Origin of the sequence: Streptomyces sp. NPDC006733 (assembly GCF_040636125.1) — a bacterium.
Lineage (GTDB): Bacteria > Actinomycetota > Actinomycetes > Streptomycetales > Streptomycetaceae > Actinacidiphila.
Window position 1 is genome coordinate 93,854 of the sequence record NZ_JBEYJD010000023.1, and the last position, 13,622, is coordinate 107,475.

The 13,622-nt window shown below is 74.4% G+C and carries 12 protein-coding genes; 8 read left to right on the top strand and 4 right to left on the bottom strand.

Annotated features, from left to right (window positions below):
• Positions 1 to 26: 26 nt before the first annotated feature.
• Positions 27 to 1,031: a DEDDh family exonuclease gene (locus ABZ721_RS21415; protein ID WP_358790228.1), complete on the bottom strand. Its 1,005-nt coding sequence runs from the start codon at positions 1,029 to 1,031 to the stop codon at positions 27 to 29.
• Between the two features lie 31 nt (positions 1,032 to 1,062).
• A complete protein-coding gene (locus ABZ721_RS21420) occupies positions 1,063 to 1,680 on the bottom strand; it encodes a TetR family transcriptional regulator (RefSeq protein WP_358790229.1) in 618 nt (205 codons plus the stop codon).
• A 130-nt stretch (positions 1,681 to 1,810) separates the two neighbouring features.
• Between ABZ721_RS21420 and ABZ721_RS21425 the strand changes: the two genes are divergently transcribed.
• From ABZ721_RS21425 to ABZ721_RS21440, 4 genes are read left to right on the top strand one after another with little or no spacing between them, the layout of a single operon-like run.
• Positions 1,811 to 2,605 (top strand): acetoacetate decarboxylase family protein, encoded by a 795-nt coding sequence (locus tag ABZ721_RS21425; protein ID WP_358790230.1) that lies wholly within the window; start codon positions 1,811 to 1,813, stop codon positions 2,603 to 2,605.
• Positions 2,605 to 3,489 (top strand): SDR family NAD(P)-dependent oxidoreductase, encoded by an 885-nt coding sequence (locus ABZ721_RS21430; RefSeq protein ID WP_358790231.1) that lies wholly within the window; start codon positions 2,605 to 2,607, stop codon positions 3,487 to 3,489. The genes ABZ721_RS21425 and ABZ721_RS21430 overlap by 1 nt, the downstream gene beginning before the upstream one ends.
• Positions 3,490 to 3,509: 20 nt before the next feature.
• A complete protein-coding gene (locus ABZ721_RS21435; protein ID WP_358790232.1) occupies positions 3,510 to 4,796 on the top strand; it encodes an amidohydrolase family protein in 1,287 nt (428 codons plus the stop codon).
• Positions 4,793 to 6,052, top strand: coding sequence for an amidohydrolase family protein (locus tag ABZ721_RS21440; protein ID WP_358790233.1), 1,260 nt, complete (start codon positions 4,793 to 4,795; stop codon positions 6,050 to 6,052). Before ABZ721_RS21435 ends, ABZ721_RS21440 begins: the two co-directional genes overlap by 4 nt.
• A gap of 83 nt (positions 6,053 to 6,135) precedes the next feature.
• Here the strand turns inward: ABZ721_RS21440 and ABZ721_RS21445 are convergent, their stop codons facing one another.
• The gene (locus ABZ721_RS21445; RefSeq protein WP_358790234.1) at positions 6,136 to 6,330 is read right to left on the bottom strand and encodes a hypothetical protein; all 195 of its coding nucleotides are present in this window, start codon (positions 6,328 to 6,330) and stop codon (positions 6,136 to 6,138) included.
• 133 nt (positions 6,331 to 6,463) lie between these two features.
• Here ABZ721_RS21445 and ABZ721_RS21450 point away from each other — a divergent pair, with 133 nt between their 5' ends.
• The 4 genes from ABZ721_RS21450 to ABZ721_RS21465 all read left to right on the top strand — a co-directional run bounded on the left by ABZ721_RS21450 (position 6,464) and on the right by ABZ721_RS21465 (position 11,969).
• Positions 6,464 to 9,226 (top strand): LuxR C-terminal-related transcriptional regulator, encoded by a 2,763-nt coding sequence (locus ABZ721_RS21450; protein ID WP_358790235.1) that lies wholly within the window; start codon positions 6,464 to 6,466, stop codon positions 9,224 to 9,226.
• A gap of 106 nt (positions 9,227 to 9,332) precedes the next feature.
• Positions 9,333 to 10,226, top strand: a complete 894-nt coding sequence (locus ABZ721_RS21455; protein WP_358790236.1) for a sterol desaturase family protein — start codon at positions 9,333 to 9,335, stop codon at positions 10,224 to 10,226.
• A 59-nt stretch (positions 10,227 to 10,285) separates the two neighbouring features.
• Positions 10,286 to 10,909 carry a lysoplasmalogenase gene (locus tag ABZ721_RS21460; RefSeq protein WP_358790281.1) on the top strand — a complete coding sequence of 208 codons (624 nt, stop codon included), beginning with the start codon at positions 10,286 to 10,288 and terminating at the stop codon, positions 10,907 to 10,909.
• Positions 10,910 to 10,925: 16 nt separating this feature from the next.
• Entirely contained in the window at positions 10,926 to 11,969 is a 1,044-nt protein-coding gene (locus ABZ721_RS21465; RefSeq protein WP_358790237.1) for a zinc-dependent alcohol dehydrogenase family protein, read from the top strand.
• Between the two features lie 81 nt (positions 11,970 to 12,050).
• On the opposite strand, the gene ABZ721_RS21470 is transcribed toward ABZ721_RS21465, so the two are convergent.
• Complete coding sequence (locus ABZ721_RS21470; protein ID WP_358790238.1) at positions 12,051 to 13,580, bottom strand: S8 family serine peptidase; 1,530 nt, start codon at positions 13,578 to 13,580, stop codon at positions 12,051 to 12,053.
• Positions 13,581 to 13,622: the final 42 nt, after the last annotated feature.

Below are 13,622 nucleotides of genomic sequence, written 5' to 3' on the forward strand. Positions count from 1 at the left end.
GGGCGCGTCGCCGCCGCGCCACTCGATCAGCCGTGTACCCCGGGCGCCGGGGTCACCGCCCTGAGGAGTTCCGCGAAGCGCCGCTCGTCGATGACGGGGGTGCCGAACGCGCGGGCCTTGACGGACTTGCCGGTGGGGGAGTCCGGGTCGTTGGTGACGAGCACGCTCGTGAGCCGGCTCACGCTGGACGCCACATGCAGCCCGGCTTCGGTCGCCCGGTCCTCCAGCAGCTCGCGGTCTGTCCCGGTGTCGCCGGAGAACGCCACCCGCATGCCCTGCATGAGCGCCCCGTCGGGCTCCAGCCGCCCGGGGTTGGGGTACGGGCAGGCCGGCCGCTTGCGGGCCGGGCGCCAGCTGCCGGGGCGGTAGGAGCCGTACGACCCGCCGGCCGGCGCCGGGCGGGCCGCCGGCACCCCGGCGTCGACCCATTCGGTCAGCGCCCGGCAGGCGTGCAGCGGCAGCGGCATCCCGGCCGCCGCCGCCAGGTGCAGGCTGGGGCGGAACGCCTCGGCGAGCACCCGCGCGTCGTCCAGGGCGTGGTGGGCGCGCTGCTGGACGACGCCGTAGTGCGCGGCGAGCGACTCCAGCTTGTGGTTGGCCAGCGGCAGCCGGAGCTCCTTGGCGAGGACGATCGTGCACAGCCGCTGCTCGACCGGGGCGGCGGACCGCGCCCGCGCGTACTCGCGGGCCAGCATCGACCAGTCGAAGACGGCGTTGTGCGCGACGAGGACCCGGCCGGCCAGCCGCTCGGCCAGCTCGGCGGCGATCTCCGGGAAGAGCGGGGCGTCGGCGAGCATCGTGCTGGTCAGCCCGTGGATCCACACCGGGCCGGGATCGCGCAGCGGGTTGACCGGTGAGTACCAGTGGTCCTGGACCTCGCCCCGGGCGTCCAGCCGGTAGACGGCGGCGGACACTATCCGGTCGTCGCGGCCCAGACCGGTGGTCTCGACGTCGACCACGGCATATCCGTCCGGGTAGGCGGCGGGCCACGGGGGCGGTGCGGCGGTCGGCTCGGTGCGGTTGTCCAGCATGGTCATTGAGAATAAGGGGCGCCGCTGACACTCAGAGACGCAACAGCGAACCGACCAGGGCGCGCGTCGTGGTGGTGAAGAGGCGTTCGGGGTCGGGCGGGTCGGTCAGCGCGCGGGCCAGCGCCGGGTCGTGGCCGGCCGTGGCGCTGTCCCACAGGTCCTGTTCCACCGGGATCTGGGCGGGCGAGCGTTCGCGGTTGCGCTCGACCAGGACGAAGCCGATGACGTGGAACTCGATGGCGCGCAGCGCGTCCGCGGCCCGCGCCCCGCGCAGCCCCGCCTCGTGCAGCTCCCGGATCAGGGCCTGCTGGGCGGGGAGGAACATCAGCTCGGTCAGGCCCCGTTCGTGCACCATCGCGATCAGGTGCGGCCGGTCGCGCAGCATCCGGCGCTGGGCGCGGGCGATGGACAGCACCCGGTCGAGCGGCCCGCGGCCGGTGGGGGCGATAGCGCCCATCTCCCGCACGGTGCGCGCCACCAGCTCGTCGAGCAGCGACTCGCGGTTGCCCACGTGCCAGTAGATCGAGGTGACCGCGGTGCCCAGTTCCGCCGCGAGCTTGCGCATGGTCAGCGCCTCGGGGCCGAGCTGCCGGACGAGCGCGGCAGCGGCGTCGAGGACGTCGTCGCGGGTCAGGGCGGTGCGCGTCATGGTGCTCCCATTGTGGACCGTGCACGCCTATTTACCCTTCGAGCGCGTCGGTGTAACTGTGTTACAGAAGCTCGTCCCGAATCCCTCATGACGCACCCGTGTGACTGACATGAACGAAGGGCGGCACGACATGACGCGAGTACGGTACGGCCCGCGCAGCGCTGCGGAGATCGGTGCGGCGAAGGCCGCCGGCGGCAAGCTCCCGGACATCTGGTCCACCGGGGTGGTGGCGGTCTGGGAGACCGACCCGGACGTGGTGGCGCAGGTCCTGCCGCCGCCGCTCAAGCCCGGCGAACGGCCCCTGGTGCGGGTCAACATCAGCCGTGTCGACCTGTTCGGGCACCCGCTGGGCGCCGGCTCCGTCGCGGTCTCCGCCCGGCACGACGGCGTCGAGGGCTGGTACCCGCTGGTGATGCCCATGACGACCGAGCGGGCGCTGATCGGCGGCCGGGAGGTCTTCGGCGAGCCGAAGAAGCTCGGCGAGGTGACCGTGGAGCGGGTCGGCGACGTCGTGATGGCCAAACTCGCCCGGCACGGGATCGCGTTCGTCGAGGTCGCCGGCGCGGTCGGCGGCCCGCTGCCGCTGCCGGACACCACCGAGAAGACCGACTTCTACTTCAAGTTCCTGCCGGCGGTGGACGGCGACGGCTTCGACGGCGACCCGGTGCTCGTGCGCTGCACCCGGCACGAGCGGGTGCGCAAGCTGGAGGCGGTCACCGGCAGCGTGGTGCTGCGCGAGTCCGCCTACGACCCGGTCGCCGACCTCGTGGTCCGCCGGCTCGTCGACATCACCATCGGCGAGAAGACCAGCGACCAGTCGGGCCAGGTCGTCGAGCGGGTCAGCGCGCAGGCGCTGCTGCCCTACATGCACCAGCGCTACGACGACGTGCAGCAGCTCCTCGACGCACCCCCGCGGGAGGCCTGATGGAGCTGCGGGCGGGACAGACGGCCGTGGTGACCGGCGCCGCGAGCGGCATCGGGTACGCCATGGCGGAACGGTTCGCCGCGGAGGGCCTGCGGGTCGTCCTCGCCGACGTGGAGGAGGGCGCGCTCGACAAGGCCGTCGGGCGGCTGCGGGAGGGCGGCGCCGAGGCCGTCGGGCAGCTCACCGACGTGAGCGAGCGCGCGTCGGTCGACGCGCTCGCCGAGGCCGCGTACCGCGCCTTCGGCGCCGTGCACGTGCTGTGCAACAACGCCGGGGTCGGCTCCGGGGCCGAGGGCCGGATGTGGGAGCACGACCCCAAGGACTGGCAGTGGGCGTTCTCCGTCAACGTGTGGGGCGTCTTCCACGGCGTCCAGGCGTTCCTGCCCCGGATGCTGGCGGCCGGCGAGCCGGGCCACGTCGTCAACACCTCCTCGGGCGACGGCGGGATCGCCCCGCTGCCGACCGCGTCCGTGTACGCCGTCACCAAGGCCGCCGTGGTCACGATGACGGAGTCGCTGTACGCCCATCTGAAGGCCGAGCGCGCTGCCGTCGGCGCCTCCGTGCTCTTCCCCGGCCCCCACATGCTCCGCACCGGCCTGTGGGAGTCGCACCGCAACCGCCCCGAGCGGTACGCCAAGTCCGCGCCGCGCCGCACCCCCTACCGCAGCCTCGACCAGTGGGAGGCGGCGATGAGGGAGGCCGGGCACGAGGTGGAGTTCACCCCCGTGGAGGAGGTCGCCGCCCTCGTGGCGGACGGCATCCGCGCGGACCGCTTCTGGATACTGCCGGCCAGCGAGCGCAGCGACGCCCAGATCCGGGCGCGCTCGCGGTCGATGCTCGACCGGGCCAACCCCGGCTACCTCGAGAACTTCATTCTCGACTGAACGAGGGGACAGCAGACATCATGACGGATCCGTACCTGATCATCTCCTCGGACTGCCACGCGGGCCTGCCGACGGAGCAGTACCGGCCGTACCTCGACAGCAGGTTCCACGCGGACTTCGACGAGTTCCTCGGGCAGCGCCAGGCGCGCCGCGAGGCGATGACGCGGCTCGGGGTGCGCAACGAGGCGTTCGCGCAGAAGTGGTTCAGCGACAACGAGGAGGGGCTGCGCGGCGGCTGGGACAGCGCGCAGCGCGACAAGGAGCTCGACGGGGACGGGGTGGCGGCCGAGGTCGTCTTCCCGGACGCCGACGCCGTCGACAGCCAGACCGCCGCCCCCTTCGGGGTGGGCCTCGGGCTCTCCGGCGACCAGGACCCGGCGCTGGGCATGGCGGGCGCCCAGGCGCACAACCGCTGGCTGGCGGAGTTCTGCGCGGAGCGCAGCCCGGAGCGCCGCTGCGGGGTTGCGCTGCTGCCCATCACCGGCGAGATCGACGCGGTGGTGGCCGAAGTCCGCCGGGCGAAGGAGTCCGGCCTCGGCGCCCTGATGATCCCGGCCCGCTGGGTCGACAAGGCGGCCTACCACGACGCCCGTTACGACCCGGTATGGGCGGTCGCGCAGGAGCTGGAGATGCCGATCGTCACCCACTCCGGCTCGGCCCCGCACCACGAGTACGGGGACCACCTGGGCATCTACGTCAGCGAGGTGACGTTCTGGCCGTCCCGGCCGCTGTGGTTCCTGCTCTGGGCCGGGGTCTTTGAGCGCTTCCCCGGGCTGAGGTTCGGCGTCGCTGAGTCCGGCTGCTGGTGGCTGCCGAACCAGCTGTGGTTCATGGACCGGCTCTACCTCGGCGCGCACGGCGGCAAGAAGCTCTCGCCGTTCGCCGAGCTGAAGCGCCCGCCGAGCGAGTACCTGGACCGCCAGGTCTTCATCTGCGCGACCAACACCAAGCGGCGCGAGCTGGCCCAGCGCTACGAGATCGGCGTCGGCAACATCCTGTGGGGCAGCGACTTCCCGCACCCCGAGGGGACCTGGCCGGCGACCCGGGAGTGGCTGCGCAACACCTTCCACGACATCCCGGTCACCGAGACCCGGCAGATGCTGGGGCTGGCCGCCGCCGAGGTCTTCGGCTTCGACACCGGGAAGCTGGCGCCCATCGCCCGCCGCATCGGCCCGACCCCGGCGGAGCTGGGGCAGCCGGCCGACCAGGAGGCCGTCGAGGCGTCCTGGGCGCGCGCCCGGGACACCGGGCGGCACTGGCTGACCGGGCACGACTTCCCGTACGTCGGGATGGAGGCGGGCACATGACACCCACCGGACCCCTCCCCGGCCCAGGACCCGACGACCGCTACACGGTGATCTCGGCGGACTGCCACGCGGGCGCCGACCTGCTCGACTACCGGCCGTACCTGGAGAGCGGCCTGCACGCGGAGTTCGACGCGTGGGCAGCCACCTACGTCAACCCGTACGAGGACCTGATCGCGCCCGAGGCGCCGCGCAACTGGGACTCCGAGCGCCGGCTCGCGGAGCTGGAGGCGGACGGCATCGTCGCCGAGGTCGTCTTCCCCAACACCGTGCCGCCGTTCTTCCCCAGCGGCTCGCTGCTGGCCCCCGCGCCCACGAAGGAGGAGTTCGCGCTGCGCTGGGCCGGGCTGCGGGCCCACAACCGCTGGCTCGCGGACTTCTGCGCACAGGCGCCGGGCCGGCGCGCGGGCGTGGCGCAGATCCTGCTCAACGACGTGGACGCGGCGGTCCGCGAGGTGCGGTGGGCCAAGGAGCACGGGCTGACCGGCGGCATCCTGCTGCCGGGCGCGCCACCGGGCTCGGGCGTCCCCGAACTGTACTCGGGCGTGTACGACCCGCTCTGGGCGGTCTGCGACGAGCTGGATGTGCCCGTCAACCACCACGGCGGCTCGGCCTCCCCGCCGCTCGGTGACGAACCGGCGGCCCGCGCGGTGTTCATGGTCGAGACGACGTGGTTCTCGCACCGGGCGCTGTGGCACCTGATCTTCGGCGGGGCGTTCCAGCGCCATCCCGGGCTGCGGCTGGTCCTCACCGAGCAGGGCTCGGGGTGGATCCCCGCCGTGCTCGACATGCTGGAGTACTACCACGGGCGGCTGGTGAGCGCCGCGACCCGGGCGGCCACCGCCGAGGCCAAGTTCGGCACCGGGCTGGCGGCGTCGATGGGCAAGGGCCCGCAGGCCGTCTGGCGGGACAACTGCTTCGTCGGCGCGAGCTTCATGCGCCCGCACGAGGTGCCGCTGCGCGACCGGATCGGCCTGGAGAAGATCATGTGGGGCAGTGACTACCCGCATGACGAGGGGACCTACCCCTACACCCGGGAGGGCCTGCGGATCGCGTTCGCCGGGCTGCCGGCGGACGAGGTCGCCGCGATCGTGGGCGGCAACGCGGCCCGGGTCTACGGCTTCGACCTGGGGCTGCTGGACGCGGTCGCCGCGAAGTCCGGGCCCACCGTGGCGGAGATCGCCGAACCGCTGCGGGAGGTGCCCGCCGACGCGACCAGCCCGGCGTTCGCCCCGGGAGGCTCCGTCCGCGTGTGGTGACGGCGGGGGAGTTGCCTCCGGCGGCGGGGAATACGGGGGAGTCCCCGCCGCCGGAAGACCGTGGGACCGCGGCGGGCCGCGGTCTAGCGGGCCGGCACCGTCCGGAACAGAACGGACAGTGCGGCACCGGGCCGGGGCGTGGAGGCGTGCCCCGGCAGGTTCTGGGTCGGTGACGGACGGGCGGCGTCCTTGGTGGTGCCGCACGCCGTCACCAGCACGAACACGGAGAGGGCAAGCACGGCCAGGCTTACCGCGGTGGGCAGGCTCGGCCTGTGCATGAGGGGTCCCCCGGTGGATCGGCTACGTCTCCACAGTGCCGCACCCGGGGTGTCCGGCCATCGTGGACCACCACGAGATCAACCACGACAACACCACGGCATATCCTGGGACCGCGGCGGCGGAAGGGGTGCGGTGGCCACGGTGGGGGAGCGGCTCGGTCTGCGCGAACGCGACGACCAGCTCGCCGTCGCGGCGCGCCTCGCCGAGCAGGCCGAGGCGGGCTCGGGCGCCCTGCTGGTGGTGCGCGGCACAACCGGCAGCGGCAGGACCGCGCTACTGGACGCCGCGGCCGAACTGGCCCGGCGGCAGGGCCTGGACGTCCGCAGGACCCGCTGCGCGGAGCACGACCGGGACGCGGGCGACCTCCCCGCCGTCGTGCACCGGCTGCTGGACGGCGCCCCCGAGGCCGCGTGCGTCGAGGAGCTGTCGCCCGGCGGCGTCCCGCTCGCGCTGGCCGTCGACGACGTCCATCTGGCCGATCCGGCCTCCCGCGCCTGGTTCGCCCGGCTCGTGCCCCGGCTCGACCGGCTGCCGCTGCTGCTGATCCTGACCGAGCGTCACCAGTACGACATGACGGCCGCGGCGCGCGGCATCGCCTGGGGCCTGGCCCCCTCGCTCGTCCACACGGTGCGGCTGCCGCCGCTGAGCGGGCCCTGCGTCGACGCGATCGCCCGCGAGCGGCTCGGCGGTGAGGCGCCGTCCGGCCTCGCCGCCGCGACCGCCGGCAACCCGCTGCTGCTGCACGCCCTGCTGCAGGACCTGGCCGAGCTGTACCCCGGCGGCCCGCCGGAGCGAACCCCGTCCAGCGTCGCCGAACTCCACCCCGGCGGCTACGCGGACGCCGTCGCCTGGCTGCTGGCCGCGGCGGGCCGGCAGACCGCCGACGCCGGCTGCGCGCTCGCGCTGGTCCAGGACGAGGACGACCCGCTCGGGCTCCTCGCCGAGTGGCAGCGCCGGCGCCGCCTCCGCTCGGCGCCAGCCCGCGGCGTGCCGGCGGGCGGCGTTCCGGGGAGCGCGGTGCCGGAGAGCGCCGATCCCGCCCGGCTGGCGGGCTGGGCCGCCGCGCTGCGCCACCACGGCTTCCTGGCCGCGGGCGGCGAGCCGGTCGGCTTCGCCCACCCGCTGCTGCGCGACGCCGTGCTGCACACCCTGCCGCGCGAGCGCCGGGACGCGGCGCACCGCGCCGCCGCCCGGCTGCTGCTCGAACGCGGCGACCGGGCCGGGGCGGTCGCCGCACACCTGCTGCCCGTCCCGCCGGTCGGCGAGGCGTGGGCCGCCGACGTGCTGCTGGCCGCCGCGCAGGAGGCCCGCTCGCGGCCGGACGGCGTGCCGCGGGCCGTCGCGCACCTGCGCCGGGCGCTGGACGAGCCCCTCACCACCGAGCGGCGCGGCAGCGTGCTGACCGAACTGGGCTGCCTGGAGGTCAGGATCGAGCGGGCGGCCGGGGTCCGGCGGCTCGCCGAGGCGCTGCGCGTGCAGCAGGACGGCCACGGCCGGGTGCGGGTCGCCAACGCGCTGGGCACGGCACTGGCCGCGCACGGCGAGGTGCCCGCGGCCATCGCGGTGCTGCGCGAGCTCGCCGACGGCTTCGCCGGCCGCCCGGACCTGCTGGGCGCGGTGCAGGCGGCGACCGCGCTGATCGCCTCGCACGACGGCGAGAGCTGGCGGCAGATGATCTCGGAACTGCTGCGGCTGCGGCACCTCGGCGACCCCGATCCGATGGCCGAGACGATGCTCACCGAGTACGAGTCGGCCGCGGGCCTGCTCTCGGCGGAGCAGGCCTGGGAGCAGGTGCGCCCGCTGCTCGCCCCCGGCGCCGTCGACCCGCTGCTGGAGCCGTACGTCCTGGGGTCGGTGGCCACCGTCGCGCAGTGGGCCGACCGGCTCGACGAGGCGGAGCGGTTCGCCGCCCGCATCCCGCTCGGCGAGCCGGTGCTGCACCCGGGGCACGAGTGCCTGGTGAGCGTGCGGGCGGAGGCCGCCGTCATGCGGGGCGACTTCGCCCGGCTCGTCGACGACCAGGACCCCGCCGCCAACGTCCATGTCGGCGCCCAGACGATGATCGCGCTCACCGAGCTCGACCGGCTGGACGAGGCGGCCGCGCTCGCCGAGCGGCTCGCCGGGCCCGGCCCCGACCACTCCTGGCAGTGGTGCGAGTTCCTGTACGCGCGCGGTCTGCTGCGTGCCGCGCGGGGCGACGACGCGGGCGCGCTGGAGGACCTGCACGACTGCGGCCGGCGGCAGGTCGCCCGGGGCGTCGTGAGCCCGGTCGTCACCGCCTGGCGCTCGGCCGCCGCCGACAGCCTGGTGCGGACCGGCCGGGCCGGCGAGGCGGTGCCGCTGGCCGCCGAGGAGCTGCGGCTGGCCAGGGTCTGGGGCACGGCCCGGACCGAGGGGCGCGCCCTGCGCGCGCTCGGCTCGGCCACCGGCGGCCGGCGCGGCATCGAACTGATCGAGGAGGCCGTCGCCCGGCTGCGCGAGGACCCGGACGCCGAGCCGGAGCTGATCACCGCCCAGCTCGGCCTGGGCCGCTCCCTGACCGCCGCCGGGCGCTCCGGGCAGGCCCGCGACGTGCTGCGGGAGGCCGCCGCGCGCGCCGAGCGGCTCGGCGCCGTCCGGCTGGGGCGGCTCGCGCGGCAGGCGCTGCGGGACGGCGGCGCCCGCCCGCGCCGCGGTCCGCACACCGGGACCGGCGCCCTGACGGCCAGCGAGCGGCGGATAGCGGAACTGGCCGCCGCGGGACACGGCAACGGGGCCATAGCGGAGCTGCTGCACCTCGCCCGCAGAACCGTCGAGACCCACCTGACCAGCACGTACCGCAAGCTCGGCATCCGGCAGCGGGCCGATCTGGCGGCCGCGCTGAAGGCGGCGCCGGGAGATCCGGCCGGACGCTGACCGGCCGCGGCCCGCGAGGGCTGCCGTAACGGCCGCCGTAACACTCGTCGTACTTGTCGGTAACAACCCCTAGCGGTGGCCGCCCGGGCGCCCCTATCGTGCCTCCATGCCGCAACTGCCCGATGTCGTGCTGTGGTCGATACCGGCCTTCGTCCTGCTCACCGTCCTGGAGATGGTGAGCTACCGCATCCATCCCGACGAGGACGCCGCCGGATACGTCGCCAAGGACGCCGCCACCAGTATCACCATGGGGCTCGGCAGCCTGGTCTTCGACCTGCTGTGGAAGATCCCCATCGTCGCCGTGTACGCCGCGGTCTACGCGATCACCCCGCTGCACATCCCGGTGCTGTGGTGGACGCTCCCGCTGATGCTGTTCGGCCAGGACTTCTTCTACTACTGGTCGCACCGCGGGCACCACATGATCCGGCTGCTGTGGGCCTGCCACGTGGTCCACCACTCCAGCCGCAACTTCAACCTCTCCACCGCGCTGCGCCAGCCCTGGACGTCGCTGACCGTCTGGCCCTTCTACGTGCCGCTGATCGCCGTGGGCGTGCACCCGGCGGCGCTGGCCTTCTGCTCCTCGGTCAACCTCGTCTACCAGTTCTTCGTGCACACCGAGCGGGTCGGCAAGCTGCCCCGGCCCGTCGAGTACGTGTTCAACACCCCTTCGCACCACCGGGTGCACCACGCCTCCCAGGGCGGCTACCTGGACCGCAACTTCGGCGGCATCCTCATCGTCTGGGACCGGCTCTTCGGCTCGTTCGCGCCCGAGACCGAGCGGCCGGTGTTCGGCCTCACCAAGAACATCGGCACGTACAACCCGCTGCGCGTGGCCACCCACGAGTACGCGGCCATCGCCCGCGACGTGGCCGCCGCCGGCACCTGGCGGGCCCGCTTCGGCCACGTGCTGCGCGGCCCCGGCTGGCAGCCCGCCCCGGCCCCGGCCACCGTGCCGGTCACCGTCCCCGCCGCCCCGGCCACCGGGGAGCGGGCCGCGTGAGCCGTGCCCGTACGGAGCGGGCGCTGCTCGTGGCGTTCGCCGTCGTCGGCACCGCGCACCTGGCCGCGACCCTCGCGGGCTGGGACCTGGGGCGGCAGCTCACCAAGCCCGCCCTGCTGCCCGTCCTGGCCGGCTGGGCCGCCGCCCGCGGCGGCCCCCGGCCGCTGATCGCCGCGCTGCTGTTCGGCTGGGGCGGCGACGTCGCCCTGCAGATCGGCGGCGACCTGGCGTTCCTGGCCGGCATGGGCTCCTTCGCCGCCGGACACGTCTGCTACCTGGTGCTCTTCGTCCGGCACGGCGCCTTCGCCGACCGCCGGGCGGCGCTGCGGCGCGCGGCGGCGTACGCCGTGGTGTGGCTGGTGGTGATCACGCTGCTGTGGGGCGGCCTGGAGGCGTCGATGCGCGGCCCCGTCGCGGGCTACAGCCTGCTGCTGACCGCGATGGCCACCGGAGCCGCCGGGCTCGGCGCGCGGGCGGCGGCCGGCGGCGCGCTGTTCCTGCTCTCCGACACCCTCATCGCCACCGGCATCGCCGACTGGCCGCGGCTGCCGGCCCACGACTTCTGGGTCATGCTGACCTACCTCGCCGCCCAGTACCTGCTGGCCCAGGCCCTGACCTGCCAGGACCCACGGCGCGCGGCACCGGGGCCACGGGCGTACCGTGAGGTCACCCCATTGAACTGAGCACCAAGGACACCCCATGCGCGCCACCGTCATCCACGCCCCGTTCGACATCAGGGTGGAGGACGTCCCGGACGCGGCGGTCCGGCAGCCCGGCGACGCGGTCGTGCGGGTGGTCCGCGCCTGCGTCTGCGGCAGCGACCTGTGGGCGTACCGCGGCGAGGCCGCCCGCGAGCCGGGGCAGCGCATCGGCCACGAGTTCCTCGGCGTCGTCGAGGAGACCGGCTCCGAGGTGTCCGGGCTGACCGCCGGCGACCTGGTCGTGGCCCCCTTCATGTGGTCCGACGGGGTGTGCGCCTACTGCGCCGAGGGCCTGACGACCTCCTGCGTGCACGGCGGCTTCTGGGGCTCGGTCGGCTCCGACGGCGGCCAGGGCGAGGCCGTCCGGGTGCCCTTCGCCGACGCCACCCTGGTCAAGCTGCCCGCCGAGGCGCTCTCCGACGACCGCCTGCTGTCCGGGCTCCTCGCGCTGTCCGACGTCCTGGGCACCGGCCACCACGCCGCCGTCGGCGCCGGCGTCGGCCCCGGCACGACGGTGGCCGTCGTCGGCGACGGCGCGGTCGGCCTGTGCGGGGTGCTCGCCGCCAGGCGGCTGGGCGCCGAGCGGATCATCGCGCTGGGCCGGCACGAGGCGCGCACCGACCTCGCCCGCACGTTCGGCGCCACCGACGTCGTCGCCGAGCGCGGCGAGGCGGCCGTCGCGGCGGTCCGCGAGCTGACCCGCGGGCAGGGCGCGCACGCCGTCATCGAGGCGGTCGGCACCGAGCAGTCCATGCGCACCGCGGTGGGCATCACCCGCGACGGCGGCTCCATCGGCTACGTCGGCGTCCCGCACGGCAGCGGCACCGGCCTGGACCTCGGCGAGATGTTCAACCGCAACATCGCCCTGCGCGGCGGCGTCGCCCCGGTCCGCGCGTACATCCCGGAGCTGCTCCCGGACGTCCTGTCGGGCGCGGTCGACCCGTCCCCGGTCTTCGACCTGGAGGTCGACCTGGACGGCGTCCCCGGCGGCTACAAGGCGATGGACCAGCGCACCGCCCTGAAGACCATCATCAGGTTCTGACGGCACACGGACGCCGGGCGGGCCCGTCCAGCGGGCCCGCCCGGCGTCGTCGTGAACCGTCGTGCTGTCTCCGCTACCGGATCACTTGGTGACGGCGTCCAGGGCGTCGACGATGCCGAACCCGTAGAAGCTGTTCACCCGCTTCGGGCCGGTGCAGGTGGCGTCCTGCACTCCGTTGCCGTCCGGGTCGTACAGGCCCGTCGGGCAGCCGGGGTTGTCGGCCTCGGCCTTGAGGATCCACTGGATCTGCTCAGGCGTGGCGTGCGGGTGCTTGCTCTTGACGAGCGCCGCGACGGCGGCCACGTGCGGGCTGGCCATCGAGGTGCCCTGCAGGTATCCGTAGGTGTTGCCGGGCAGGGTGGACAGGATGCGGCCGTTCTTGTCCGGGGTGTCCGGGATCTGGTACTTGTCCCCACCGGGGGCGGCGACGTCGATGACGTTGCGGCCGTAGCTGGAGTAGTACGACTTGAGGTTCTGCACGCCGGTCGCGGAGACCGTGACGACGCCGGGCAGCTGGGTCGGGATGTCGAAGCACTTGTGCGGGTCGATGGTGCGCTCGACCGGCGTGCTGTCGTCCGGGCTGGACGCGTCGACGATCGCGTCCGAGTCCAGGTCGTCGTCGGAGTTGCCGGCCGAGGCGACGTTGAGCACGCCCTTGCGCTCGGAGTACTTCGACGCGCGGTTGACGGCGTCGACGATCGCCCGCTGGTCCGGGTCGGCGAGGCAGTTGTACAGCCACGGGTCGATGTAATAGCTGTTGTTCGTCACGGAGATGCCGTGGTCGGCCGCGAAGACGAACGCGCAGACCACGCTCTCCGGGTAGAACAGGCTGGTGACGGGGTCGCTGACCTTGATGGCCGCGACCTTGACGTTGGGAGCGACACCGGCCACGCCGACGCCGTTGCGCGCGGCGGCGATCTCGCCCGCCACGTGCGTGCCGTGGTAGTCACTGGCCGGGTCGTACGGGCGCCAGGCGCCCGGCGACGTGTCGGCCACGCCGCCCACGCAGTTCGCGGACTGTGCGGCGGAGAAGTTCGCGGCGAGGTCCGGGTGGGTGTCGTCGACCCCGGTGTCGATGACACCGACGGTGACCTTCCGGCTGCCCGGGTTGACCTTCGCGGCCTGGTCGGCCTTGATGGCCCTCAGGTCCCACTGGTTCGCCTCCAGCGGCTCCTGCGCGGGGCCCGCCTTGGCGGTGGCCGCGGCGACCTGGGCCGCGGTGAGCCGCTCGGGAGCGCCCAGTTCGGTGGTCGAGGCGGGGGCGATGGCGGCGGTACGGGTGGCGCCCGCCGTCTGGACCCCGTGGGCCTTGCGTATCGCGGCGGCGAACCCCGGGTTCGCCGAGTGGACGACGATGACGCCGATCTTCTCGTACGAGATCACCACCTGCCCGCCGGCCCTGGCCACCGCGTGCTCGACGCTCTTGACGGTGCCGTGGTCCACCTTGGTGTTGACCACGTACGACAGCAGCGGGCCGTCCGCCGGTGCCGGGCTGTCCGCCGCGGCCACCGAAGCGGCGCCCGGCAGTACGGCGACCGCTGCGGCCAGCGCCATCCCGACGGTCGCCGCGAGCACGCGACGCCGTCCGGACCGTCTGTGAAGAGGAACCATGGGATCTCCAATCGTCCAACAACCCGTCACGACGGCCCGGTT

Excerpts from the sequence above, each read along its gene's own strand:
- ABZ721_RS21465 (WP_358790237.1), top strand. The coding sequence starts at position 10,926 with ATGCGCGCCACCGTCATCCACGCCCCGTTCGACATCAGGGTGGAGGAC.
- ABZ721_RS21415 (WP_358790228.1), bottom strand. The coding sequence starts at position 1,031 with ATGCTGGACAACCGCACCGAGCCGACCGCCGCACCGCCCCCGTGGCCC.
- ABZ721_RS21440 (WP_358790233.1), top strand. The coding sequence starts at position 4,793 with ATGACACCCACCGGACCCCTCCCCGGCCCAGGACCCGACGACCGCTAC.
- ABZ721_RS21425 (WP_358790230.1), top strand. The coding sequence starts at position 1,811 with ATGACGCGAGTACGGTACGGCCCGCGCAGCGCTGCGGAGATCGGTGCG.
- ABZ721_RS21445 (WP_358790234.1), bottom strand. The coding sequence starts at position 6,330 with ATGCACAGGCCGAGCCTGCCCACCGCGGTAAGCCTGGCCGTGCTTGCC.
- ABZ721_RS21430 (WP_358790231.1), top strand. The coding sequence starts at position 2,605 with ATGGAGCTGCGGGCGGGACAGACGGCCGTGGTGACCGGCGCCGCGAGC.
- ABZ721_RS21435 (WP_358790232.1), top strand. The coding sequence starts at position 3,510 with ATGACGGATCCGTACCTGATCATCTCCTCGGACTGCCACGCGGGCCTG.
- ABZ721_RS21455 (WP_358790236.1), top strand. The coding sequence starts at position 9,333 with ATGCCGCAACTGCCCGATGTCGTGCTGTGGTCGATACCGGCCTTCGTC.
- ABZ721_RS21470 (WP_358790238.1), bottom strand. The coding sequence starts at position 13,580 with ATGGTTCCTCTTCACAGACGGTCCGGACGGCGTCGCGTGCTCGCGGCG.
- ABZ721_RS21420 (WP_358790229.1), bottom strand. The coding sequence starts at position 1,680 with ATGACGCGCACCGCCCTGACCCGCGACGACGTCCTCGACGCCGCTGCC.